The following is a 21,120-nucleotide window of genomic DNA, read 5'->3' on the forward strand; positions in this document are numbered from 1 at the left end:
AGATATTCTATGACTCTTGCCATCTAATAAAGGAAGGGGGTTCGTTTTTAGAATACATTAACATCCGTTTGAAAAGTTTCTGAACAAAAAACTTAAAATGGAGGAATGTGAAATGAAATTCAAGAAAATTGCCGCCCTGTCCCTTGCTGCATCACTTGCCTTATTCCCTAGCTTCGGTGGAAGTGCGCTTGCCAAGGATTCCAACCCTCTAGAAAAAGCTCCTAAAATCTCAGCAGTCAAAAAAGGAATTGAAAAAGGAAGTTATGCCAAAGGCGAAGTTATCGTGAAATTCAAAGACAGTGCCAGCAAGGCCGTGAACAGCAGCACACTCAAGGCTTTAGGTGCATCAGAAGTATCTGATACAGATAACGTCAAATCTGACTTCAAAGTCTTGAAAGTCGGAAATGTAGAGGCAGCAGTAAAAGCACTAAGCAAGAACCCTAATGTCGAATATGCAGAGCCTAACTACAACTTCTCGGCAACCTGGACTCCTAATGATACTTACTATCAAGGTTACCAATACGGCCCTCAAAACACATACACAAATTACGCATGGGATTATACGAGAGGCAGCAGCGGCCAGGAAATCGCTATTCTTGATACGGGAGTGGACTACAACCACCCGGACTTGGACGGTAAAACACTGCGCGGCTACGATTTCGTAGATAATGACTATTATCCAATGGATCTCAACGGACACGGAACCCATGTAGCGGGAACAGCAGCAGCTGAAACGAGTAATGGAGCAGGGATCGCAGGTATGGCTCCTAATACAAAAATTCTTGCAGTCCGTGTATTGGATGCAAGCGGAAACGGATCTCTTACAGACATTGCCGACGGTATCCGCTATGCGGCTGATGCTGGAGCTGAAGTCATCAACCTTTCACTAGGGTGTGACTGCAGTACAACGACTCTTCAAAATGCAGTAAACTATGCATGGAACAAAGGTTCTGTAGTCGTTGCCGCAGCAGGTAATGACGGCGTATCAACCACTTTCGAACCAGCTTCCTACTCAAATGTCATTGCAGTTGGGGCGGTTGACTCCAGAGACCGCAGAGCTTCCTTCTCCAACTACGGTTCATGGGTAGATGTAACAGCCCCTGGTGTAGACATTGCAGCCACAGTCCCTAATAACGGGTATGCTTACATGTCTGGAACATCCATGGCATCCCCACATGTCGCTGGATTAGCCGGACTTCTAGCGAGCCAAGGACGAAATAACGTCCAAATTAGGGCGGCCATCGAACAAACGGCAGACCCGATCAGCGGAACAGGTTCATACTTCAAACATGGCAGAATTAACTCTTATGATGCTGTAAGATACTAATCAATTAATAAAGAAAGCAGTCCTAAACTTTTTGTTTAGGGCTGTTTTTGCTTCTTAATACTTACCTTTTAGACCAGCGTTCTTCGGTTAAAGGGACATAAAAAGCTCCCAGTTATTTAAATTATTATCTAAAAAATAAAAATATTTAAAAATTTTCTTTTGTATTTATTGTATAATAGTCACATAAGACAACTTTGTTATACATAACACATCAATTGGAAAGGAGGTAACTTTGCAACTCAAAACGATTGAGCGTTCGCTCATAATATAAAAAAGCTAGGAGGACTTATATGGGGGCTTATAAAAAAGAAGTATGGTTTACGATTGGAATGACTGTGCTATTCTTAGTGGCTGGGAATATGGGGCTAATCTTTACCATTTTTCCTGTTGAAGGTAATTGGTTTGGGTTCCCGATAATGTATATTGTTCCTGTTGTTGTTGGCTGGTTTGGAGTTGTGCTGTTAACAATCGTTGCTGGCAGACTCGGCAATAAAATTGATGCTGCGATTGAAGCAGAGGATAAGCGGAACCAGCAGCTTAAAGATCGTATGGACAAGGAGGCTGTGTAAATGGACCAGAACTGGCAATTGGAAAATCCACTAATAGGGCTTATTGTAGTAGCATTTACTTTTATTATGTTCTATGGAATCAGCTGGTTTTCAAACAGATCAAGCAAATCTGTTGAAGATTTATATGCAGCAGGCGGGGGAGTGGGAGCCATCACGAACGGCCTTGCAATGGCTGCTACGTATATGAGCTTAGCGACTTTCCTGGGCGTAACAGGACTTATCCTTAATTTAAAAGCACCATTCGTATTTTTATGGATCCAATTGATATTGGCAATCCCATTAATCACCATTATCTACGGTACGAGCTTGAGAAGAATGGGAGCGTTTTCACCGGCCCACTTTGTTAAAGAACGTTATGGAAAATCCGCGGCTGTCATCGTTGCTCTGTGGATGATCTTAATATCCATCATGTATGCATTAGGGCAAATGATCGGAATTGCAAAGACATTCGAAATGCTATTCGGCATTCCTTATATGACAGGTTTATTTGTAGGAGGCCTTTTAATTACAGGATATGTAACTATTGGGGGAATGAGAGGGGCTACGAACAACGCCGCAGTCCAAATGGTTATTATTGCACTTATGTTTGTCGTACCGCTGGGCGCAATCATGAAGGCAATGGGCTCTTCCGGCTGGTTCTTCCCGCCTTTGTTCTACTCGGATATGGTGCCGGCAATGTTGAAAGCGGTTCCAGACTTTTTTGATTACCAATTTGGTGCAAAATGGTATTTTGCCCTCATCCCAGCCATGACACTTGGTTCTTTAGGTTTACCTCATCTGGCCATGCGGATCTACACTGCTTCAAGTCTTAAAAGTGCACGCCAGGCGATGATTTGGTTTGCTTTAGTTCTTGGATTAGTATTCTCAGCCACTTATGCAATGGGGTTTGCAGGTGTGTTCTTTAACAGTTCCAACGGCAATATGATCTCTGCAGCAGACGCCGACAAACTTACCATTATTTTGAATCTTGTTTATAATCCTGAATGGGTGACAGCTTTGGTCATTGCCGGTGCAATTTCGGCCGGTGTTTCCACCTTAAGTGGAAACCTGCTGGCAATCGGTGCTCTTTTATCACAAGATATTTTTGCAACATTAATACCGAATATTACTTCCAAAACAAAGATGCGTTTGGGATACGCAGCCATTGCTTTGGGAGGACTAACGAGCATTCTGCTTGCAGTAAAACCGCCTGCCTTCCTGGTAGTAAGTATTCTATGGGCGTTTGGCCTTGCGGCAGTTACAAACGCCCCGATTATCCTTATGGGCGTTTGGTGGAAGGGAGCCAATAAATATGGCGCCATTGCATCTGTAGTCATTTCCGGAGCCATTTATGTAATTGTTTCTCCATTTGTTTTTCCAAGTATAGTTGTCAGCGGCCACGGTCTGACAGACAGCTTGGGCTTATCGGGCGCTATGCTATGTGTGCCAATTGCTTTCATTATTTTAGTGGTGGTTTCCATGATTACAAACAAGATGCCTTCACTGCAAAACAAATTAACAACACTTCAAGACCACAAATTGATTGAACGCATTCACGGATGGAGCGATGTGAATCCAGCAAGATATAATAGCCTGACTGGTGCCATTATTGTAGTAATCGCGAGTGCATTGACCTTGATATGGGCCTTGACACCTTGGCAATATTAACATAAAGGAGAAGGGGGGTTCCTTCCTTCTCCTTTTCTCTCAAAGGAGGGAGATAAATGAATCAGCTATCATCTATATTTCGAGCGATTTTTCTAGATAAGGAAGCGACAGAAAAGCTTGCTTCGAATGAAACTTATAACAAATGGGCATTTATTTTCACATTTATCGTCGGCGCTTGTTATGGATCGGTCATTTACTTTAGAGTGCCGGAAGAATATATTACATTTGACTCTTCAATTTTACAGTCAGCTGTCTACCTATTCCTCATTCTTTCAGGAACCGGGATGGTGTATCTCACCAGGCTAGGTCTTACTCTTTTATTGTGGGCAGGGGGAAAAGCATTTGGCGGAAAGGGGTTTATGGGCATTATAAACCGGCTTACCGCGTTTGCCCTTGTTCCTTCCATTGTTGGCTTGCCTTCTATTGTTGCATTAAGCACAGGTGAACAACTATCAATTATCATGACAATCCTTCTGGCAATCTCTTTAGTATGGATGTACTTTGTTTCTGTGCATTTTATACAAATAACCCAGAAAATAAATACATGGAAGGCGTATGGTGCAGTTTTAATTGCTTTTTTATTCTTTTCAAGTGTTTATTATTTAATCCTGCCGCCTGCTGCCTAATACGGAAATAATGTTTACATGGCCCTCACAAAATGTGGGGGTTTTTAGTATTAAAAATAAAAATAACGTGTAACGAATTGTGCTTAGCGAAAGATTGGGAGTTAACGGAATAAGCGAAACTTAAATTGCAAGTAAGGAGTATGAGTGTTGTTTAAATCAGAGATAACAAACAGAATTATAACTTTGGTGGCTCTTTGGGGAATTGCCGCTTTTGTCCTATTTAACAATGATAACTTTCTAAGTAGTCCAGTGTTATTGAGCATTATAATTGTAATAGTGATTTTTGGTACAGCGTACGATTTATATAAGATTTTAAAAATAAGAAAATCTAAATAAATCAAATCATCAACATACGAGTTCATAACGGGAAACATAGAGGTAAATGCAGTATTCTAAAAGGGGGCGTTTGCTGAATAGCAGCTCCCTTTAGTCTGTACAAGGAAGAGATAGTTCAGGTTGATACAGAAGCTCGTTTTGGGGATAGTAACAGTGAAATTCAAAACGAGGTGAATTAATATGATTAAACAATGCTTGATTTATTTGGACTAACATTTGTTTTAATCCCGCAGCAAAGTGTTCTGGCAGAGTCAGCTCCAAAGGCAGAAGATATGTATGTCACAACAGAAGACATTATTTTAGACCTCGTTATGCCAAGTATTGATAAAAGAGTAATAAAAGAGTATCAAGGTGGTCCTCTTTTTTACTGGAAAACGCAAAGAATCGTCGGAATTACCTACAATGATAACCATTCTTATGATGTGGCTGTAAGGATTAATATTCCTTCCGATAACGATAATGACAATGAAGATTTAGTCAGAGTAAGAGTGTCCCCCTCCTGTGACAGTGGAAAGATTAACGAGCAAATATGTAATCACAGTTTCAAAATTGAAAGCGTCGACTACAAACACCTTTCTAAATAAGATAATACTCTTTCTTCATGTAAAGGGGCGTTTGCTGAACAAGCAGCCGTCCTCTGTTCAAGTAGATATAAATGACAAAGAATACTAAACAACACTGCTTTTATTTACTTGAAAAATGTAAAGTTGACCCCTTTTTCTTTGCCTAGTTCTCCAATATATCTTGATGAGTTAATTTTATTTTCGGACCATTTATTAGGGATAACTGTTTCTTAATGTGTATTCCATAAACAGGGGCTTATCCAGAACAGGAGAAGCTCTTTTTAAATGCAAGTTTTCCTTGAGTAAGCTGCTCTATTTTGAAATAATTGGTATTAAAAAGGGGAGTTTAGCTTCTGTATATAGATTAAAAAGGGGGGGTAAATTGGGCTCCAGAATAATGCACTTGGTTATTGCAAATAGAATTGCAGATGTCCTATCGATACATGATAAAACATCATTTCTTTTAGGGGGTATCGCAGCGGATGCGGTTTCACCTAAAGACTTATCACATTTTTATAAAGGCGACGTAAAAGACTTTTCTCGATATATTGACTACCAGGAATTCATACATAAATATAGCCTTAATAAAGATTCCCACTTTATACAGGGATACTATACTCACTTAATCGCTGATAACATTTGGTTAAAAGGCTTTTATTTACCTTGGTTAAAGAACCGAATGGAAGCAGATGAGAATATATTCAATCGATACCATAATGATTTTCGATTACTCAATGGGAAACTATTAGATTACTATGGCTCCACACAAAGATTAAGTGAATCATTGAGTAAACATGGTACAATCTTTGACATTGAGGAGGTTAAATCTAAAGATATTAGAGAATTTGTCCCTTGTGTAATAGGTGATATGGATTATGGCAGAGACGAACTTGAGCAGCCACTAACAGTGTTTACAATGGAACAGATTATTGGGTATATAGAGACTTCCGTAGATAAGGGCATAATCTGCATTAAATCTTTATAAATAGTTAATTGATGGTTATTTTCATCAAGCCTTACTAACAGGTAAAAAGTGTTCTAAACAAAAGTTGAAACAAATGTACTTTGAAGTTCTTCTTATTAAAGTAAAGGGTGCTTATCCGAAACAGGATGAGCTTCTTTTTTGTGTGAAATTTTTCTTGAGTAAGTTCCTGGATTTTGAAATAATTGGTATTAAGTTACAGACAAAGTTGGAAAATAAAACAACTCAAAGGATAGTTTATAAATAGACGCAACTATATTAAGGGGGAAACATATTTGAAAACAAACCTATTAAAGATACTGGAAATAATCAAACTGGGAGAAAAATTGAAATTTGAAATGAGGCACAGTTGGCTATCTAATGGCAGACAGGAAAGTGTAGCGGAGCATACCTGGAGGGTTACCTTAATGGCTATATTAATAGAGCCCTATTTAAAACAGAAGGTAGATACCTCCAAATTACTAAAAATGATTACAATCCACGATTTGGTTGAGGCAGAAGCCGGGGACATTCCTGCATTTAATACGATGGATAATCATGCAGCTAAGGATCAAAAGGCATCAAATGAGATTAAATCAATAGAAAGGATAAGGGATACTTTAGGGAATTCATTAGGGAACGATTTATATGATCTTTGGTTCGAGTTTGAAAATAAAGAGACATACGAAGCAAAAGTGGCCAATGCTTTAGATAAATTAGAGGCACAAATTCAACATAACGAAGCTGATTTATCAACATGGATAGAAATTGAGCACAGTATGAGCTTTATGATGGGCAAACATGTAGAGTTTGACCAAACTCTACAACTATTAAAGGATTTAATTGAAAGTGAAGCTGAAATGAAATTGAAAAAAGCAGGAATGGATACGGAAATCATTAAAGATACTGTCCTAAATAAATAATAAAAATTAGGTATATTATTTAATTACACTTAGAGGGACTTCTGGTTTTTCTAAAATTAAAAAATGGGATAGTGGAAGAACTATTGAGATAATATTGTTATATTAATAAATGATTTTCTAAAAGGAGCTGCACAATGGACATAATTATAGCAAGTATATTTTCAGCTATAATAATATTTATTACTGTCTTTAGTCTAAATAAGGTGTTTATTATCGCCTTTAAAAGGAGAGAAATTTCCTTTAGCAAGTTAGTTGTTTTTGCTTCTTCTTCAATCTTTATAGGTTTACTAGTTACTTTCATTTTACCATTTGGGCTTCAAAAAATAATGGGTTACATTTATTAACGTCTCCTTTTAACTCCATTCTAATCCGGCTGTTAATAAGACCATTAAGTGGGTGATGAGTTTTGAAAAAGGACAATCAAATAGATATTTTTAAAATTTTCCACGATGGAACAATAACTAACATTAATAAAAAAGCGGATATTATTCAATTGGAAATTGAGATACAATACTTGGCTGAAATGATAAACGAAAAGTTTAACCTGTTTTATTGTGAGTTGGTGGAGTGTGAAGTATTTTTGTTAGAAATTTGGGGTGATAAGAAGGAATATACAAGTGATTTAACCACAATGGCTGCATATGAATTAGAGATACTGGATGCCCACTCATCAAATGATGGAATATCTGTTAGTTGTATTAGTGATGAGGTTATTGGTGGCAACCTCCATATAAAAACAAGAAATATTAAACTCTATGATGAAAACAAAAAAGAATACTCCCTTGATGAGTTGGCTTCTGTTTGTCGGCACTATTGGAGTGAATAACTTATTCTCACACTCCATTAACAGTGGCAATAATTGAAAATCAGGGCTTGATCCAGTTGTTGACCTTGTTCCATTATTGAACATTAACTGTTACTAATTACATTCTTAGAAAGGAGCTAATTGATGAAAAAATTATCATTTCTAAGTGCTATTATACTCTTAATGTCTTTAATAACTGGTTGTAGTCCTAAGGAAGAAATCATTACTAAAGAGGTCACAAAGATTTCTGTTATAGAGGTTTCTTCTGTTTACGACCCTGAACATGAAATTGTAAAAGAAATAATTTTTGACTCGAGTGAAGAAGAATTAGTTGAAGAAGTTGTATCAGAAATAAACAATTCCAGGAGACCAGACAGTTGGGATACTCTTGGCTCACCTTACAAACTCGTTCTAACTACAAAAGATGATGAAGAGATAGAGCTTGGTCTATACTACGATACAGGCCATGTAACTAAAGGACAAGATAAAGTTATGACTGGCTTTGATTTCTATAAGGAAAAGCCATGGTGGAAGTTTTGGTGAACAATGTTCCATTATAGAAGGCGTTGATCCAAGAAGGATTAACGCTTATTTTGTTGAAGTCATTGAATTGGACAGCTTAAGGGAATATAGCCGAAACTAAATATTATTTGAAAGCGTCTAACTTATAGAATCTGGTTTACTTAATGAAAATTAAATATATGGAGGAATAGTTATGTGGGTAATATTTGGGGTTATTGCAATAGTAGTAACTTTTATAAACCTTTATATGTATACAGCAGGAAAGGATTATAAGTTTGCTATGGCGATGGGCTTATCATTTACAGCATTAACACTTTGTGCAGAATACAGTGCTGTATCGGTGTGGGTGGAAGTGGAAGGTTGGAACGCGTTAGCGGATGTAGTACCTGGTATGGAGAGGGCATTATGGTTTTTGACAATTGTTTCTATCTTACTAAATATCGCACCTATCCTTTTAGAACGAAAAGCTAAGAAATAATTGCTTATTGTCACATCACTTAATAGGCAATTATTGTGTAAGTCTTTGTATAGAACGAAGGGAGGCAATAACTGAGGGCAGCCGATGATCTCAAACTATTGCCTTCTTCAATGGGAGGTAAGTTGAAGAAGATTAGGGGTGCTCCAAAGAAGAGAATTATCTCTATTCTCCTTGTTATCCTTTGTGTATTTATTACAATTTTACTTTACAAAGGTAGTATAGAGGGGGTTAAAGAATTCTTAAGAGAAGAAAACATTGAATTTAATGAAGTATCAATTAACCATAAGTCCATATTTGATAAAAGACTGCTCGGAATGGAACCCCATCACCTTGAAATTACAAGTAAAGATTTCCTGCATATCTATAAGTATCCGAGTAAAAGCTTAGCTCAAATGGCAAGAGATGCTTTTATTAAGAAAACAGAATCGATGGATATGGTTTCCCACAATTTATATGTGAGAGAAGATATGTTTATTATCTATGAATATCATAGCGAGGCAAATGATTTCAACAAGTACCTGTCCGAAATAATAAGTGAGTATAACAAGTGAATATGTTTGCTGTTCTGCGATTTATTCCACAATTAAGATAGCAGCATTATCTTCTTGACGAATGGGGCGATTGCTGATCAAGCAGCCGCCCTTTGCAAAAAAATATTCTGATCATGCATGGATCAGTACCATATCTTATTCTACACTGAAAATCATTGCTTTTTCATAATACCTGCTGCTTGAAGCTTTGCTAATAGCTCGTTAAAGTCTGCCACTAACTCCGGCAGTGTAGTTGCAGAAGAATCCGTTTGGTGCTCTATCTGAAAACTGACCTCATCTGGTTGTATCTTTACTAATGTGCCTAATCCCGGGAAAAGCTTTTTACCCTCCTGTGCCATCTCTATTACCTCCTTAAAAATAGAATTGTTTTCCAAGTTGACCCCTTTGGGAATTGAAATCAGCTGTTGTCTTGCCGAACTTCCGCTGTCCTCTATTCCCGCATTCAAACTGGGGCTTTCCCGCTTCTTTCAGGAGTCAATGCACATATTAGCCCAATCATGTTTGGCGGGATGCTGGCAATCAGTATCCACCAGTTGCCTGTGGTAATAGATAAGATTGTAAATATAATAAGGGATACTGCCACGATCGTGATTCCGAATTTAACTCTGGAGGGTTTCAAAGGCTCAGCCATATTCATATTGATAGACAGGATCATGCCTGTAAAACCCCAGCTCGCCAGATGAACAGTCAAGATGATTGCCAGAACTATTGCAGCTTTTAGTTCAATTCCGAACATTATCAATGAGAATAAAACATAGATTGCAGCAAGCGTGAAGAACCAGGAAATTGAGCGGGACTTTTGCCAGATATGTTCATGCAGTTCATCCAAACCGCGCTGCTTTTTGGCCATCCGTCGTCCAAACCACCAAGCTAAAATACTAATTACAGCTCCACCATATAATCCTATCAACCCACCTATTTGTACTCCCATTATTCCTCTCCTCCTTCTTCGAATATAAAGACCTCTTCGATTATGCAATCAAACACCTTTGAAATGTTGTATGCAAGTTCGAGTGATGGATTAAATTTTCCTGATTCGATGGCAATGATCGATTGTCTCGAAACGCCGACCTGTACTGCCAGGTCCTCTTGCGTCATCTTTGCAGCTTTGCGTAAAACTTTTATTTGGTTTTTCAGCGTTACCTCACCTCCAAACAGTATTGTAAAGCTGGCTTTACAATCAATTCTAAGTAAAGCTTACTTTACATTCTAATAAATGTCAATAACACTTTACATTTTTTTATTTTAGGTTCCAGCATAGGATTGATGTTGTAAGGTGGATATAGTGCATGTTAAAATCCTCTGAACAATTACTGCAAAGAAATTCATTTACAGTGAGTGAAGAGTAATAAATTATCAATAAAGAATTGGATGGCAATCTGGATTGAAAAATGCTTGGACTATATAACGATAATTAGAAACTAAAATAACGGGGTTTTCGTCTAATGAATAAAGCTGCACAAACTGATTCAGTTTCAGAATAGAGCTGCATACTTCTGATGAGGGAAATAAATTATGAGTACGGTTGTTTATATGGTGAGACACGGTGAGTCACATAAGGAAGGAAATGAAAGATCAAGGGGGTTAACGAACAAAGGAGATTTAGATGCCCAACGGTTAACTGGCATCTTGAAAGGTGAGAATATTGATACGGTTGTTTCCAGCCCATACAATCGGTCTATATTAACTGTAAAACATCTGGCTGAACAAATAGGGCAGGAAGTTTTAGTGTTTGAAGATTTAAAAGAAAGAATGTTTTCAGCTCAAGATACCCGGTTATCTGATAAGGAATTGTTTCCACTATTGGAGAAGTCTTTTTTGAATTTGAATTTCTCTTTAAAGGGAGGAGAATCAAATGCTGAATGTCAAAGAAGAGCTATACAAGTTTTAGAAGAACTACTGGATACTTTTAGAAATCAAAAAGTAGTGATAGGGACTCATGGGGCTGTGATGACCTTGATGATGGGCTATTTCGATAGCACATATGACTTGAATTTTTTACTTCGTACATCCAAACCTGATATTTATAAAATGGAATTTTCAGATAAGAAATTGATAAATGTGCAAAGGCTTTGGAGTGAAAGTTAAAGTGTTACCAATTTAAATTCAAATTCTTACTATGAAGATAAGGGCCACAATCACCGAAGATTAAGTAAATGACTTTCATGTGTCTATATCCATTATCGGAAGGACAATTAATCCAGTCATAATAAAAATAAAAAGGAAGAAGGGAGGAAAAGGTTTGGGACGTTATATCAGTATTTTTTTATTAACGGTATTTATAGGTGTTATATTCTTTTTGTTCGTTATTCCGGTAGTGATTGGAATCGGTGAATTTGATATTGTCTTGGGATCAATAACAATTCTTTTTGGTTCGTTTATCATCACTCAATTATTTTACATAACAGATATATTGAAGAAGAGCAAAAGGTAGTCTATACCCAGGGCAGAATTGTTTAATGGTTTACCTGGTTGGAGGGATAGGGATTGTTTGTAAAAATCTATCAATATCATATTCAAAATGATAAAGTGGAAGAGTTTTTAAATATTCAAGAACAGGTAGCAGAGGTTTATCGAAGGCATGTGGATATTGATACAATTTATCTTCAAAGCAGGGATGATAGTACGAAATGGATGGAGATTTCAAAGTTTAGAGATGAGGAAGAATACCAAAAAAGCATTGCTCTCATTAACCGAGAAAAAGAAATTCAAGAATTATTTGCTGCATTCCAATCTCTTTTACTTAGTGAGAAACAGGACATACACGAAGAAACCTTTATCGAAAAGAAAGTATTGGATAGCAAGTAACTCTTCTTCAAGTTAGGGTGCGTTGCTGAAGAAGCATCTGAGTTTGGTTTGCTCAGGACAGTTCATAATAGAATCAAGTCCAAAACGGAGACGTTTGCTAATCAAGCAACTGCCCCTCTATTTTTATTAAATTTCAGCTTCAATGGAATAGAAATGACTCTGCGTTGCAAGTATTTGAAGTGTTCGAAATGCTCTATATTTAGTAGGATGTGTGATTGGTGTAAGTGATTTTTTTATGTTAACAAGAAAACAAGCAATAAAAGAATCGATGTAAAACAGCCTTCAAGAATCCAAACAATAAAGGCTCCTTAAAACATATCATAATGCGCCGGCCATTCTTTAGATAATGTTAAAGTTAAGTTAAGAAGCGCACGTGTACAAGGAGGGCAGGACAATTCTATGAATACATTTAACCTAAGAGTTTTCTTAGTAATAGCGATGACGGCCGGTTTTATTCACTCTGCTATCAGAATATTGAATTTCCCTTTGGAATTAGAGTTTAATATACATGTATTCATTGCTTGTATAGGCACGATTATCACCATTATTTTTACAACGAAATGCAAACATATTCTTTTTTTTATTTTTGCTATTTTCCCCTTATATTTATTTTTTGTTATTTTTTGGGTAAGTGCCAGTACTGGTGATGATTATCATTTTACAGCAGGTATGTACCTCCTGCCGATAGTAGGGAGTGCACTATTAATTAGCAGAGCTTGGAGTCAAGAACCCTATAAACCTTAAGCAGCAAATAGTAGTCAAAGCAGAAAACTTATTCGTTCAAAAGAACTCAGCGGATACAGCATAGGACTTTGCGCATAACATATTTATCATAGCAGCCACATGAACTGAAATTCACATGGTTTTGGAGAAATAATGTTACGGAAGAGGGGGAGTTCAATGACGTTACATCATTTCATTGGTGCTAATAAAAAAATTCCTATCGGCAGTTTCGGCCGAAATCCCATATACAAAAGTTTTTCCGAGTTGAATTTTAAAAAAGTCAGTGTACATAAACCTTTTAGGATTAATAACGGTTCTAAGTTTGTTAAAGTCTATGAAACTGAAGAAGATGCCAGCGGAATTGATGTTTTGGCCTTAGATCCTGGATATGAATCAGTCAGAAATAATTTCGCGGCGCCCTTTGTATATGAAGTACAAGGAAACTTGTACGCAAACCATACATCAGCTCAACGCAAATCCATCAAATCGCTTTTTCATTATATTGATAATCACTTATCAGAAGGAGATTTCATGGAGGTTTACTCTTGTTTGGATGGACAGGAGGAAAAAAAGAGAGATTCACGTAAGGATGTAGTCATTGACCTAAGTACGTTAGAATTCGGAAACCATCTAACCGTCAAAGATATAAATCACCTCTGCGAATCGTTCTTTCTAGAAAACAAGCAATATGTATTGGTGAAAAAAAGCTGATCATTCAAAGGGGGAGGAGGCTCACCACATGCCCCGCGAAGTCGTGCAGCTTGAGTGAAAACCCATTACTTTTAAAAAGCCACAATCATTGCGAAAAGATCTTTTAACAAAAAGAAGATAGTTATTTGATTTTTTTGAAACTTTAATCTTAAAACTACCGTATATAGTGTTATAGATTGTTGAGTTGTATTAAGAAAGGAAGAGTTTAATGAACCTATTTTCAAAAGGCTTGGTTAGAGGCGGAATTCCCCTTGTTGTATTGCTGCTATTTTGTTTGTGGAATAAGGTACAAGGGTCAGCGGAGGCTTCAAATGTTTTCTTTTATTATGGTCTGATTGCTTTTTTCTTAGGACTGACCAGTGTGATATATCAAATTGACCATTGGAGCTTTTCTAAACAAATTATTGCTCATTATCTATCCATGCTGATTACGGTCTTTCCAACTCTGCTTCTTAGCGGTTTTTATCCCCTGAATTCTTTTTCAGATCTAGTAAAAGTATATCTGGAGTTTAATAAGGCTGGGATTATCTTGTTCTTCTCAACGTATTTGATTTTTAACCTGCTTCGAAAATCTAAAAAATTCAGTACAGAATGAACTGTTTAATCAATAAGTGGACCGCAACTGAAGATCCTCTTAATGGATTCCGAGCATCCATTGGTTTGCGGAAGATGAAACCGAATATTTGTAACTTATGAGGGGGTTAGATTATGCGGAAAATCTTCTTTTTGCTTATTGCTGTATCTTTTATTCTGTCAGCATGCAGCATCAATAGTAATGGAGAAAACCTGGTAACATATGATAACAGCCAGCTTTCTAGTGACTTAGAAAAAGAAGGGATAGACCCTAAATTACCAACCGGATTTCCAATAGCTATAACGGAATATGAACTGTTTAAACCTCCGCACCAAACCAGCAGGTATGAAACGAATCTTATTGGTGAAAATGGAGAAATTTTCACAATTATTGTTCATTCAACCACAGTTAGTTATGAGGGGGAATTTGAGAATCAAGAAGAAGTGACGATTAACGGAAATGAAGGGTTCTATACTGAAAATGAAGTAACTGGTCCATCATTACATTGGACAGATGGAGACTATCATTACATATTAGATTATCAAACTATAGGATTAGAAACGGCAGTTAACAAAGACACGATGATGGCGATCGCAGATTCATTTGAATGAATGCTTTATGGGGTTTTTTATGAAGGGGCGATTGCTGAAGACAGCATCCGCCCCTGAATTGTTCATGTAAATGTAATGTGTCAAATTACATAAATGAAAGGCTTCGTTAGTTGATGATGTTGTTATTTAGATGAACCGAATATCTGATTCATTAATAAACTGTTTTGGTTTTAATTTTACTTCTTATTTTATTTATTAGTGAAAATAAGATTTGGAACCAATTTATAGAAGCAAACACGTTTCTTCGTTCTAGGACCTTTGTCGATTGGAGCGGAAGGTGTGCGACCTCCTGCGGGACTAGCGGGACAGGTGAGACCAAGGTTACGTACCCACTGGAACGTAACCCCGCAGGCGAAGCTGAGGAGGCTCACCGCCCGCCCCGCGGAGTCGTGCACCTGGAGCGGAAATCAGGCAACACCAATTAAATAGGTTCATAAAAGTACATCCTTCTTAAACAAAGCCAAATGATAAAAGGGGTGAAAACGTGTCCCGAAAAGTTAGGAACATAATGAAATATAGAAAAATTTCACTAGCGTTCTTGTTTCTCTCTGTTCCGCTATGTGCATTAGGCGGGGCTTTCCGGAGAGACTGGCTGACTTGGCCTGGTATATTATTTTTACTTATCTTCTTTACAATGACTTTTACTTTATGGAAATGTCCGGTGTGCAGAATAAGATTGCCCTTACGATTCGATATAGATAATGATATCGACGATGTCTATCGTTGTCCTTATTGTAAGACAAAGTTTTTAGATGGAGAAATTATAGAATAATAGGAGTTCTTAATGAGCATTGGTGGATTGCTGAACAAGCATCAGGATTCCGTCAATCATAATCTTTGGTACGATTCAATGTAAGATAGCGTTGCCTAAAGATAGAATATTTGAAATAATTGGCAGGAACCATCTGAATTTTAGATGAGAATTGAAAATAGGAAATACGCGGGAATGAAAAGGATAAAGAGAGGAAAGTGACATGGCTATGCACATCATTAGAGAAGCCACAAAAAGTGATTATGAAGTGGTTCACAAAATACAAAAACAAGTTCACGAATTTCATACGAATGAAAGACCAGATCATTATAGGATGGCTGATATCACGTTGGACAAGGAGTACTTCAACAGTCTGATAGATGGAGAAAACACAAAGGTATTCCTATTTGAAAAAGACCAACCAATCGCTTATACAATACTTACTATAAAAAATACAGAGGAGAGACCAATTCTTATTCCGAAGAAAGTTGTCTATATGGATGATTTCGGTGTGGATGTTAAGTACAGAGGAAAAGGACTAGGGAAAGAATTTTTTGGTAAAATTGTGGATTTCGCCAAGAAGATTGAGGCATCCTCATTAGAATTAGGCGTGTGGGAGTTTAACGAAGATGCGATAAAATTTTATGAATCAATGAATTTGAAGACAAAAATGAGGCGGATGGAAATAAATTTATAATGCTCTCATTGTTCAAATAAAGAGTGGATAACGGAAAATCAGCCAAAGTTCACCGTTAAACTTTCAAGTGTATACAAGAAAAGTAGAGGTTTGTTCAAGATGAAGGGGAGAAAAAAATGAGTGTGCAAGCTAAACCTTTAAATAAATTTATAGATCTGGAATGTGGATTGAAATTAGTTTATCAAAAACCTCAAGAATATATGAGATATTATTCCATTTATTATGGCCAAAAATATGCAGACAATTTTTTTAGAAGATCGTCGGCGACATTAATAGAAATCGCCTCCATTTTTGATTGCGGATATTTAATCATGAAGGATGAAAATATCATTGGTGGTGTTTTCCTAAAACCAAATTTCATGTCAGATTTATTCATTGTTCCACCTTATGAGGATTATGAAGGGCTGGTCCATAAGCTTTTAGATTATTTGAGAAAGGTCTCAAAGGCTGAAGAAAAAATCTTCGTCAGAGAGGTGGTTGAAGAACACATACTAACTTATGAACAACAAGGTTGCCAGATTCATGAAGTTAATCATTGGATGATCCGGCCAACCGAACCAATTAAGGCGATGCTTCCTGAGAGGTATACATCCAGATCTGTTTTAAGTGATGATACGAATGAAATAGCATCCTTAATAATGAAATCCTATAGGGCAAATCCAGTGTATAAACATATAGGTGCCAAAGAGGACTATATTCACCATGTTAAGGAATTCCTGGATACACATCAAAACAATAAAATCATGGATGAATGTTCAAGAGTTATTGTAGAAAAGAACACGAACAATATTGTTGGTGTCTGCCTGCACATGGAATTTGAAGACTATCCTCTGATCATGAGTTTAGTCGTAGACCCCGACCATCAGCGTAAAGGGCTTGGACGATTTTTGTTGAGCCATTCTATAAACATATCGAATAAAGAGTACCCGGCTACACGGTTATCTGTCATTAAAGATAACCCTGCAATCAAGCTATATGAAGGCCTTGGATTTATTAAAAGTAAGTCTATAGCAGATATGCATTTAGATCTTAATTAGAGGGTTAATAACTAACAAGCAGCGCCATAACATTCCCGATATCGAAAGTTAATTTTATGAAAAAAGCAATATGGAAAAAAGACCATAATGCTTTATACATAACTATTATAATTCTTTCGGTTTATATATTTTTGTTTTTACGAACCTGAAGGATCTTTGAAAAATTTCTGTTAGAGCAATTTGTCCTTTTACGAGCTCATATTCGGCTTCAAATTGATCTCGATCACAAGGATATTGTTCCCCGGTTTTGTCTGTGATCAGATAATCTCCTGGAAGCCCTTTCATTGTACCGTTGGCTGTTTCAATTGTGATAGATCTTGTGAGCTTCACAGCTTCAACCGTAATGGGTTTCTTTCGATACTTAGGCATGGGTATCCACCTCCTATTCTCTACAATACCAGCCTATGCAAAAACGGGTTGATGTGTATAGGCTGAGAAACCAGGCATTAGTTGTTGAAGTAATTGGGTGAAAGGTTACCTGAAGAAATCGTGTTAAAGAAGTAGCAATACAGTAAAAAGGGGAAATGTTTGATGTTAAATCGTATCATTCAACAGTTTGGATTGCAGGTACTTTCAATTAATGAGGTGGAAGACTCCTTTAGTTCAACCGTTTATAAATGTACTCTGTCTAATGGGAAAAATATTTTTTTGAAAATCCCTTTTTCAAAATTGAAGTACCAGCGAGAGTTAGAAGCCTATCAAATTTTAAAAGGACATGTCTCCATTCCTGAGATGCTGGATTATTGGGAGGGGGATGAAGAGTGTGCGGGTGCTTTTCTATTATCTGAATTAAAAGGGAAACCACTAACATCTAAGGCTTCACCACACGTTGCGTACCAAGTCGGGGTACTTCATGCTGAAATGCATTCTATTCGGCCGCCGGCCAATAAAGTGCTGATGGGGATAAAAAATGAGTTTCCGAACTGGTCAGCTTTTGTGGAACAACAATTTTATAGCTTTGCTGAAGATGTAAAGGACATTCTGGATGAGAAATTGTATGTAAAAGCCATTGAAAAATATGAACAGATGAAACAACAGCTTCCTGCTGCAGACGGAGCAAGCTTTGTACATATGGATTTTCGTCCAGCAAATATCATTGTTACTGATGATAGAGTTTCAGGAATAATCGATTTTGAAAGCGTAAGATTCGGTTCAACAGAAGTCGATTTTACGAAACTGTATCGCGATTTCTTAAGTGAGGATGCTGACTTGTTTAACGCCTATCGGATAGGTTATAACAGTATCAGGCCATTAATTGACCTGGAAAGTGTATTGCCTTTCTATCGATTTACCGATGCCTTTAATAGTATTGGCTGGTGTAAACGGAGAGGCATTGAAAAAAATGCTGTTTTCCTGGAAGAAAATTTAGTGAGATTAAAAGAATGGTTACTATAAAGTGCATGTAACCTTATTTACTAGTTAAGAAGATGTTTTTACCCTCCGGGGTGATGGCAACAAAGAACTATTTAAACTGCTGTGAGAAAAAATTAAGTAGTTCAGTTTTGGGGTACAAAACTAGAAAAAGCAGTTCAAAACAGACTGCTTTTTCACTATGAAATCGTAATAAAATCTACATAATAAATTTCATTAATTGAGTAGGTCACCAAAGGAAGAGACTTAAAATAAGGGAAAATTTTTCCGTTAAACTGCAGATTTTAGATGCGTAGAGGTGAATAAGGGAAGGATTTTCCGTTAAGCATGCTCAGTAGCCCACTTTTTCATGTTTTTAAGTAAATAGCGGAAAATTTTACCCTTATTTGACCTGTTTTTTCCGAAATTTATACCATAAGGGAAATTTTTTCCCTTATGGTATAAGCTCATGGTACTGGTTCTTTATTGGTCCTCGCTTTTATGGTGGAGGGGGCCATGAGCTGCGAAAAAGTGATGCGATTTAGATACGAAAACACACTTAGAAGCAAAAGATAAGACGTATCAACAAAAAAACATCCTACGAATACTGGTGCGAAGGTGTATGCTATTAGATACTGGATTTTAACATTTTGTATCTCTAAACTGAACTACTTAGAGAAAAAATACACTATTTATTTTTCACCTTGAGGCTAATAACAGAAAAGGAGTTGTGTTAAGGTGACCAAACACAGAAAGGGGTATTTATTTTCATTTCTTTTCATTGGAATAATTGCCTTGCTTTTGACTTCCTATAGTAAAGACCAGCCAATCCGGGACATTGCATGGCAATATATAGAGAAAAATAATTGGGAACAAGATGGAGCAGGAAAATGGACATCTACTGTTTCCACAACCACTGCAAGTGATAAATACCATCTATATGACACTACTTACATTGGGAAAGAAGTGTATAAAGTAGAATTTTTTGGTGGAGATGGTCTCATTGGAATTCCGGCTATATTGATATCAAAGGATAAAAAAACTGTAGTAGGGATCATTCCAACTGAATAATAGCAACATATCTTTTCCTCCGCCAGCTGATAGAGGAAAAGGAATTCAAAGGTTTGAAGAGATGACGGTCACAGCAGATTTAGTGGATCATCAAGCATATGGAATGAATAACATTCTTGTGCTTTATGTAAATGATGATAAAAAGGTTCAAAGTACGCTGTATAAAGCATTACAAAAGTTAGATACTCCAGAATAAAACGATTGTGATAATATATAGAATTTGAAATAATTAGAAAAACAGGGTGAAAAAGGAGAAAGTGATGAGCGACACGACGCAATTGATTCTTTATATTCTCGCTACCATTGTGGTTCTGGTGATTTACCGTAAATCCAAAGAGGAGGAATCTCTTTTACTTCTTAAATTGTTTGGTTTTACTTTTCTTGGTGCCTTTATGCTGGATTTAAATGGACTCAAGCTGCCATTGGGCTTTGCCGTATTTCTGCTGATCTTTCGAGTGATTAAAGTTAATGCTGAATCAAAATATAAGGCAGCCTGCCTTGGACTGACATTATTCCTACTGGGTGTTTTCATACCACAAGTTGAAAGTATGATCTATGAGCGTACGCATCATGTAGATTTGTTAGATTCAAATTTCTATAGCGGCAGCTTGGTAGAGGAATTGGAACATCTAAAAGATCAATTTAACATGAACGCTAATAGCCTTGAATTACGCGGGTTCGACATGGTGATTGACCAGGATGGAACCTATAAAAACCTTGGGATAGGGCTTGCCGAACAGACGCATGAAGGTACGGTCAACTATAGCATTTCCCTTTCAAATGATATGAAAAGCCTTGAAGTTTACAGGTATAAGGTAAAAGAAGAAGATGATTACTTGAATGACTTAATATTCACAGATGCTGAGCTCGTGTTAGCGAATCTGGACCTTATTACAGAGTCTATGCTGGACTTTGAAGGAAAACGGTATTATCAGCTTAGGACAGATGGACAGCGTACCGGCTATGATGTTAAATATAAGGAAACATTCCAGATTAACACAGCAGGGAAGTTCAAAGTAGACAACAGTCAGCTTCCAGTCCGGGCGATTGTAGCTGAAGTATGCGGAAGCAAAGAATTGGACGAACACCGTAATCCCTTTAAGTGTGGTGAGGATAAACACTTCTTGCTGGACATGTTGAAGAATGAGTCAGTACTGAATAAATCCAATGTATTAGATATTGCAAGGAAGGCGTCTGCCGAGATTGATGAATGGCTAATGAATCATACAGGTGAATCAATTGGTTATGAGAAAGACGGCACATTCATACTCATTAAGGATGGTACTGAAGAAAAGGTACAGGAGCCAGAATATATAACAGCTTTAAAAGAAACCCCCGTAACAATCATCTCACATGACGAACAGGAAGACATATGGGATGTTACCATTGATATGCCGTACGGAGATGCCCCTCACATATTGGAGTTTAGGCTAGACGGGGAAACACGGGACATTCTTGATTTGAAATATCGTTAAAAGA

The 21,120-nt window shown here is 37.1% G+C and carries 28 protein-coding genes; 24 read left to right on the forward strand and 4 right to left on the reverse strand.

From position 1 onward, the window contains the following. Positions 1 to 112 precede the first annotated feature (112 nt). From M1E09_RS10970 to M1E09_RS11020, 11 genes are all read left to right on the forward strand, one after another. On the forward strand, positions 113 to 1,327 hold the full coding sequence (locus M1E09_RS10970) for a S8 family peptidase (protein WP_456270917.1): 1,215 nt from the start codon (positions 113 to 115) through the stop codon (positions 1,325 to 1,327). Between the two features lie 290 nt (positions 1,328 to 1,617). Continuing rightward, positions 1,618 to 1,896: a hypothetical protein gene (locus M1E09_RS10975; RefSeq protein ID WP_456270918.1), complete on the forward strand. Its 279-nt coding sequence runs from the start codon at positions 1,618 to 1,620 to the stop codon at positions 1,894 to 1,896. Continuing rightward, positions 1,897 to 3,543: a sodium:solute symporter family transporter gene (locus tag M1E09_RS10980; RefSeq protein WP_456270919.1), complete on the forward strand. Its 1,647-nt coding sequence runs from the start codon at positions 1,897 to 1,899 to the stop codon at positions 3,541 to 3,543. Positions 3,544 to 3,599: 56 nt separating this feature from the next. Beyond that, entirely contained in the window at positions 3,600 to 4,169 is a 570-nt protein-coding gene (locus M1E09_RS10985; protein WP_456270920.1) for a YIP1 family protein, read from the forward strand. A gap of 527 nt (positions 4,170 to 4,696) precedes the next feature. Next, positions 4,697 to 5,089 carry a hypothetical protein gene (locus M1E09_RS10990; protein ID WP_456270921.1) on the forward strand — a complete coding sequence of 131 codons (393 nt, stop codon included), beginning with the start codon at positions 4,697 to 4,699 and terminating at the stop codon, positions 5,087 to 5,089. A 361-nt stretch (positions 5,090 to 5,450) separates the two neighbouring features. Then, positions 5,451 to 6,053 (forward strand): hydrolase, encoded by a 603-nt coding sequence (locus M1E09_RS10995; RefSeq protein ID WP_456270922.1) that lies wholly within the window; start codon positions 5,451 to 5,453, stop codon positions 6,051 to 6,053. Between the two features lie 335 nt (positions 6,054 to 6,388). Then, the gene (locus M1E09_RS11000; RefSeq protein ID WP_456274964.1) at positions 6,389 to 6,952 is read left to right on the forward strand and encodes an HD domain-containing protein; all 564 of its coding nucleotides are present in this window, start codon (positions 6,389 to 6,391) and stop codon (positions 6,950 to 6,952) included. Between the two features lie 406 nt (positions 6,953 to 7,358). After that, positions 7,359 to 7,778 (forward strand): hypothetical protein, encoded by a 420-nt coding sequence (locus M1E09_RS11005; RefSeq protein ID WP_456270923.1) that lies wholly within the window; start codon positions 7,359 to 7,361, stop codon positions 7,776 to 7,778. A gap of 123 nt (positions 7,779 to 7,901) precedes the next feature. Continuing rightward, a complete protein-coding gene (locus tag M1E09_RS11010; protein WP_456270924.1) occupies positions 7,902 to 8,300 on the forward strand; it encodes a hypothetical protein in 399 nt (132 codons plus the stop codon). Positions 8,301 to 8,472: 172 nt separating this feature from the next. Next, the gene (locus M1E09_RS11015) at positions 8,473 to 8,757 is read left to right on the forward strand and encodes a hypothetical protein (protein WP_456270925.1); all 285 of its coding nucleotides are present in this window, start codon (positions 8,473 to 8,475) and stop codon (positions 8,755 to 8,757) included. Positions 8,758 to 8,879: 122 nt separating this feature from the next. Beyond that, positions 8,880 to 9,308 carry a hypothetical protein gene (locus M1E09_RS11020; RefSeq protein WP_456270926.1) on the forward strand — a complete coding sequence of 143 codons (429 nt, stop codon included), beginning with the start codon at positions 8,880 to 8,882 and terminating at the stop codon, positions 9,306 to 9,308. Positions 9,309 to 9,460: 152 nt separating this feature from the next. On the opposite strand, the gene M1E09_RS11025 is transcribed toward M1E09_RS11020, so the two are convergent. The 3 genes from M1E09_RS11025 to M1E09_RS11035 form a co-directional block, all read right to left on the reverse strand. After that, positions 9,461 to 9,646 carry a hypothetical protein gene (locus tag M1E09_RS11025; RefSeq protein ID WP_456270927.1) on the reverse strand — a complete coding sequence of 62 codons (186 nt, stop codon included), beginning with the start codon at positions 9,644 to 9,646 and terminating at the stop codon, positions 9,461 to 9,463. 104 nt (positions 9,647 to 9,750) lie between these two features. Next, positions 9,751 to 10,239: a hypothetical protein gene (locus M1E09_RS11030; protein WP_456270928.1), complete on the reverse strand. Its 489-nt coding sequence runs from the start codon at positions 10,237 to 10,239 to the stop codon at positions 9,751 to 9,753. After that, positions 10,239 to 10,445, reverse strand: a complete 207-nt coding sequence (locus M1E09_RS11035) for a helix-turn-helix transcriptional regulator (protein ID WP_456274965.1) — start codon at positions 10,443 to 10,445, stop codon at positions 10,239 to 10,241. The genes M1E09_RS11030 and M1E09_RS11035 overlap by 1 nt, the downstream gene beginning before the upstream one ends. A gap of 378 nt (positions 10,446 to 10,823) precedes the next feature. Between M1E09_RS11035 and M1E09_RS11040 the strand changes: the two genes are divergently transcribed. From M1E09_RS11040 to M1E09_RS11080, 9 genes are all read left to right on the forward strand, one after another. After that, positions 10,824 to 11,396: a histidine phosphatase family protein gene (locus M1E09_RS11040; protein WP_456270929.1), complete on the forward strand. Its 573-nt coding sequence runs from the start codon at positions 10,824 to 10,826 to the stop codon at positions 11,394 to 11,396. Between the two features lie 154 nt (positions 11,397 to 11,550). Beyond that, positions 11,551 to 11,742 carry a hypothetical protein gene (locus M1E09_RS11045; protein ID WP_456270930.1) on the forward strand — a complete coding sequence of 64 codons (192 nt, stop codon included), beginning with the start codon at positions 11,551 to 11,553 and terminating at the stop codon, positions 11,740 to 11,742. 53 nt (positions 11,743 to 11,795) lie between these two features. After that, the gene (locus tag M1E09_RS11050) at positions 11,796 to 12,116 is read left to right on the forward strand and encodes a hypothetical protein (RefSeq protein WP_456270931.1); all 321 of its coding nucleotides are present in this window, start codon (positions 11,796 to 11,798) and stop codon (positions 12,114 to 12,116) included. Positions 12,117 to 12,515: 399 nt separating this feature from the next. Then, positions 12,516 to 12,860 carry a hypothetical protein gene (locus M1E09_RS11055; RefSeq protein ID WP_456270932.1) on the forward strand — a complete coding sequence of 115 codons (345 nt, stop codon included), beginning with the start codon at positions 12,516 to 12,518 and terminating at the stop codon, positions 12,858 to 12,860. Positions 12,861 to 13,016: 156 nt separating this feature from the next. Continuing rightward, complete coding sequence (locus M1E09_RS11060; RefSeq protein WP_456270933.1) at positions 13,017 to 13,550, forward strand: hypothetical protein; 534 nt, start codon at positions 13,017 to 13,019, stop codon at positions 13,548 to 13,550. Between the two features lie 208 nt (positions 13,551 to 13,758). Beyond that, complete coding sequence (locus tag M1E09_RS11065) at positions 13,759 to 14,145, forward strand: DUF3021 family protein (protein ID WP_456270934.1); 387 nt, start codon at positions 13,759 to 13,761, stop codon at positions 14,143 to 14,145. A 113-nt stretch (positions 14,146 to 14,258) separates the two neighbouring features. Then, positions 14,259 to 14,735, forward strand: coding sequence for a DUF4367 domain-containing protein (locus tag M1E09_RS11070; protein ID WP_456270935.1), 477 nt, complete (start codon positions 14,259 to 14,261; stop codon positions 14,733 to 14,735). Positions 14,736 to 15,709: 974 nt separating this feature from the next. Beyond that, positions 15,710 to 16,183, forward strand: a complete 474-nt coding sequence (locus tag M1E09_RS11075) for a GNAT family N-acetyltransferase (protein WP_456270936.1) — start codon at positions 15,710 to 15,712, stop codon at positions 16,181 to 16,183. Positions 16,184 to 16,299: 116 nt separating this feature from the next. After that, positions 16,300 to 17,220 (forward strand): GNAT family N-acetyltransferase, encoded by a 921-nt coding sequence (locus tag M1E09_RS11080; RefSeq protein WP_456270937.1) that lies wholly within the window; start codon positions 16,300 to 16,302, stop codon positions 17,218 to 17,220. Positions 17,221 to 17,325: 105 nt separating this feature from the next. Here the strand turns inward: M1E09_RS11080 and M1E09_RS11085 are convergent, their stop codons facing one another. Beyond that, complete coding sequence (locus M1E09_RS11085) at positions 17,326 to 17,589, reverse strand: hypothetical protein (RefSeq protein WP_456270938.1); 264 nt, start codon at positions 17,587 to 17,589, stop codon at positions 17,326 to 17,328. A gap of 162 nt (positions 17,590 to 17,751) precedes the next feature. On the opposite strand from M1E09_RS11085, the gene M1E09_RS11090 reads away from it, so the two are divergent. The 4 genes from M1E09_RS11090 to M1E09_RS11105 all read left to right on the forward strand — a co-directional run bounded on the left by M1E09_RS11090 (position 17,752) and on the right by M1E09_RS11105 (position 21,116). After that, positions 17,752 to 18,615, forward strand: coding sequence for an aminoglycoside phosphotransferase family protein (locus M1E09_RS11090; protein ID WP_456270939.1), 864 nt, complete (start codon positions 17,752 to 17,754; stop codon positions 18,613 to 18,615). Between the two features lie 693 nt (positions 18,616 to 19,308). After that, positions 19,309 to 19,641, forward strand: coding sequence for a hypothetical protein (locus M1E09_RS11095; protein WP_456270940.1), 333 nt, complete (start codon positions 19,309 to 19,311; stop codon positions 19,639 to 19,641). 61 nt (positions 19,642 to 19,702) lie between these two features. Continuing rightward, a complete protein-coding gene (locus tag M1E09_RS11100; protein WP_456270941.1) occupies positions 19,703 to 19,837 on the forward strand; it encodes a hypothetical protein in 135 nt (44 codons plus the stop codon). 64 nt (positions 19,838 to 19,901) lie between these two features. Beyond that, entirely contained in the window at positions 19,902 to 21,116 is a 1,215-nt protein-coding gene (locus tag M1E09_RS11105; protein WP_456270942.1) for a hypothetical protein, read from the forward strand. Positions 21,117 to 21,120 lie beyond the last annotated feature (4 nt).

This window comes from Bacillus sp. AK031 (assembly GCF_053903065.1).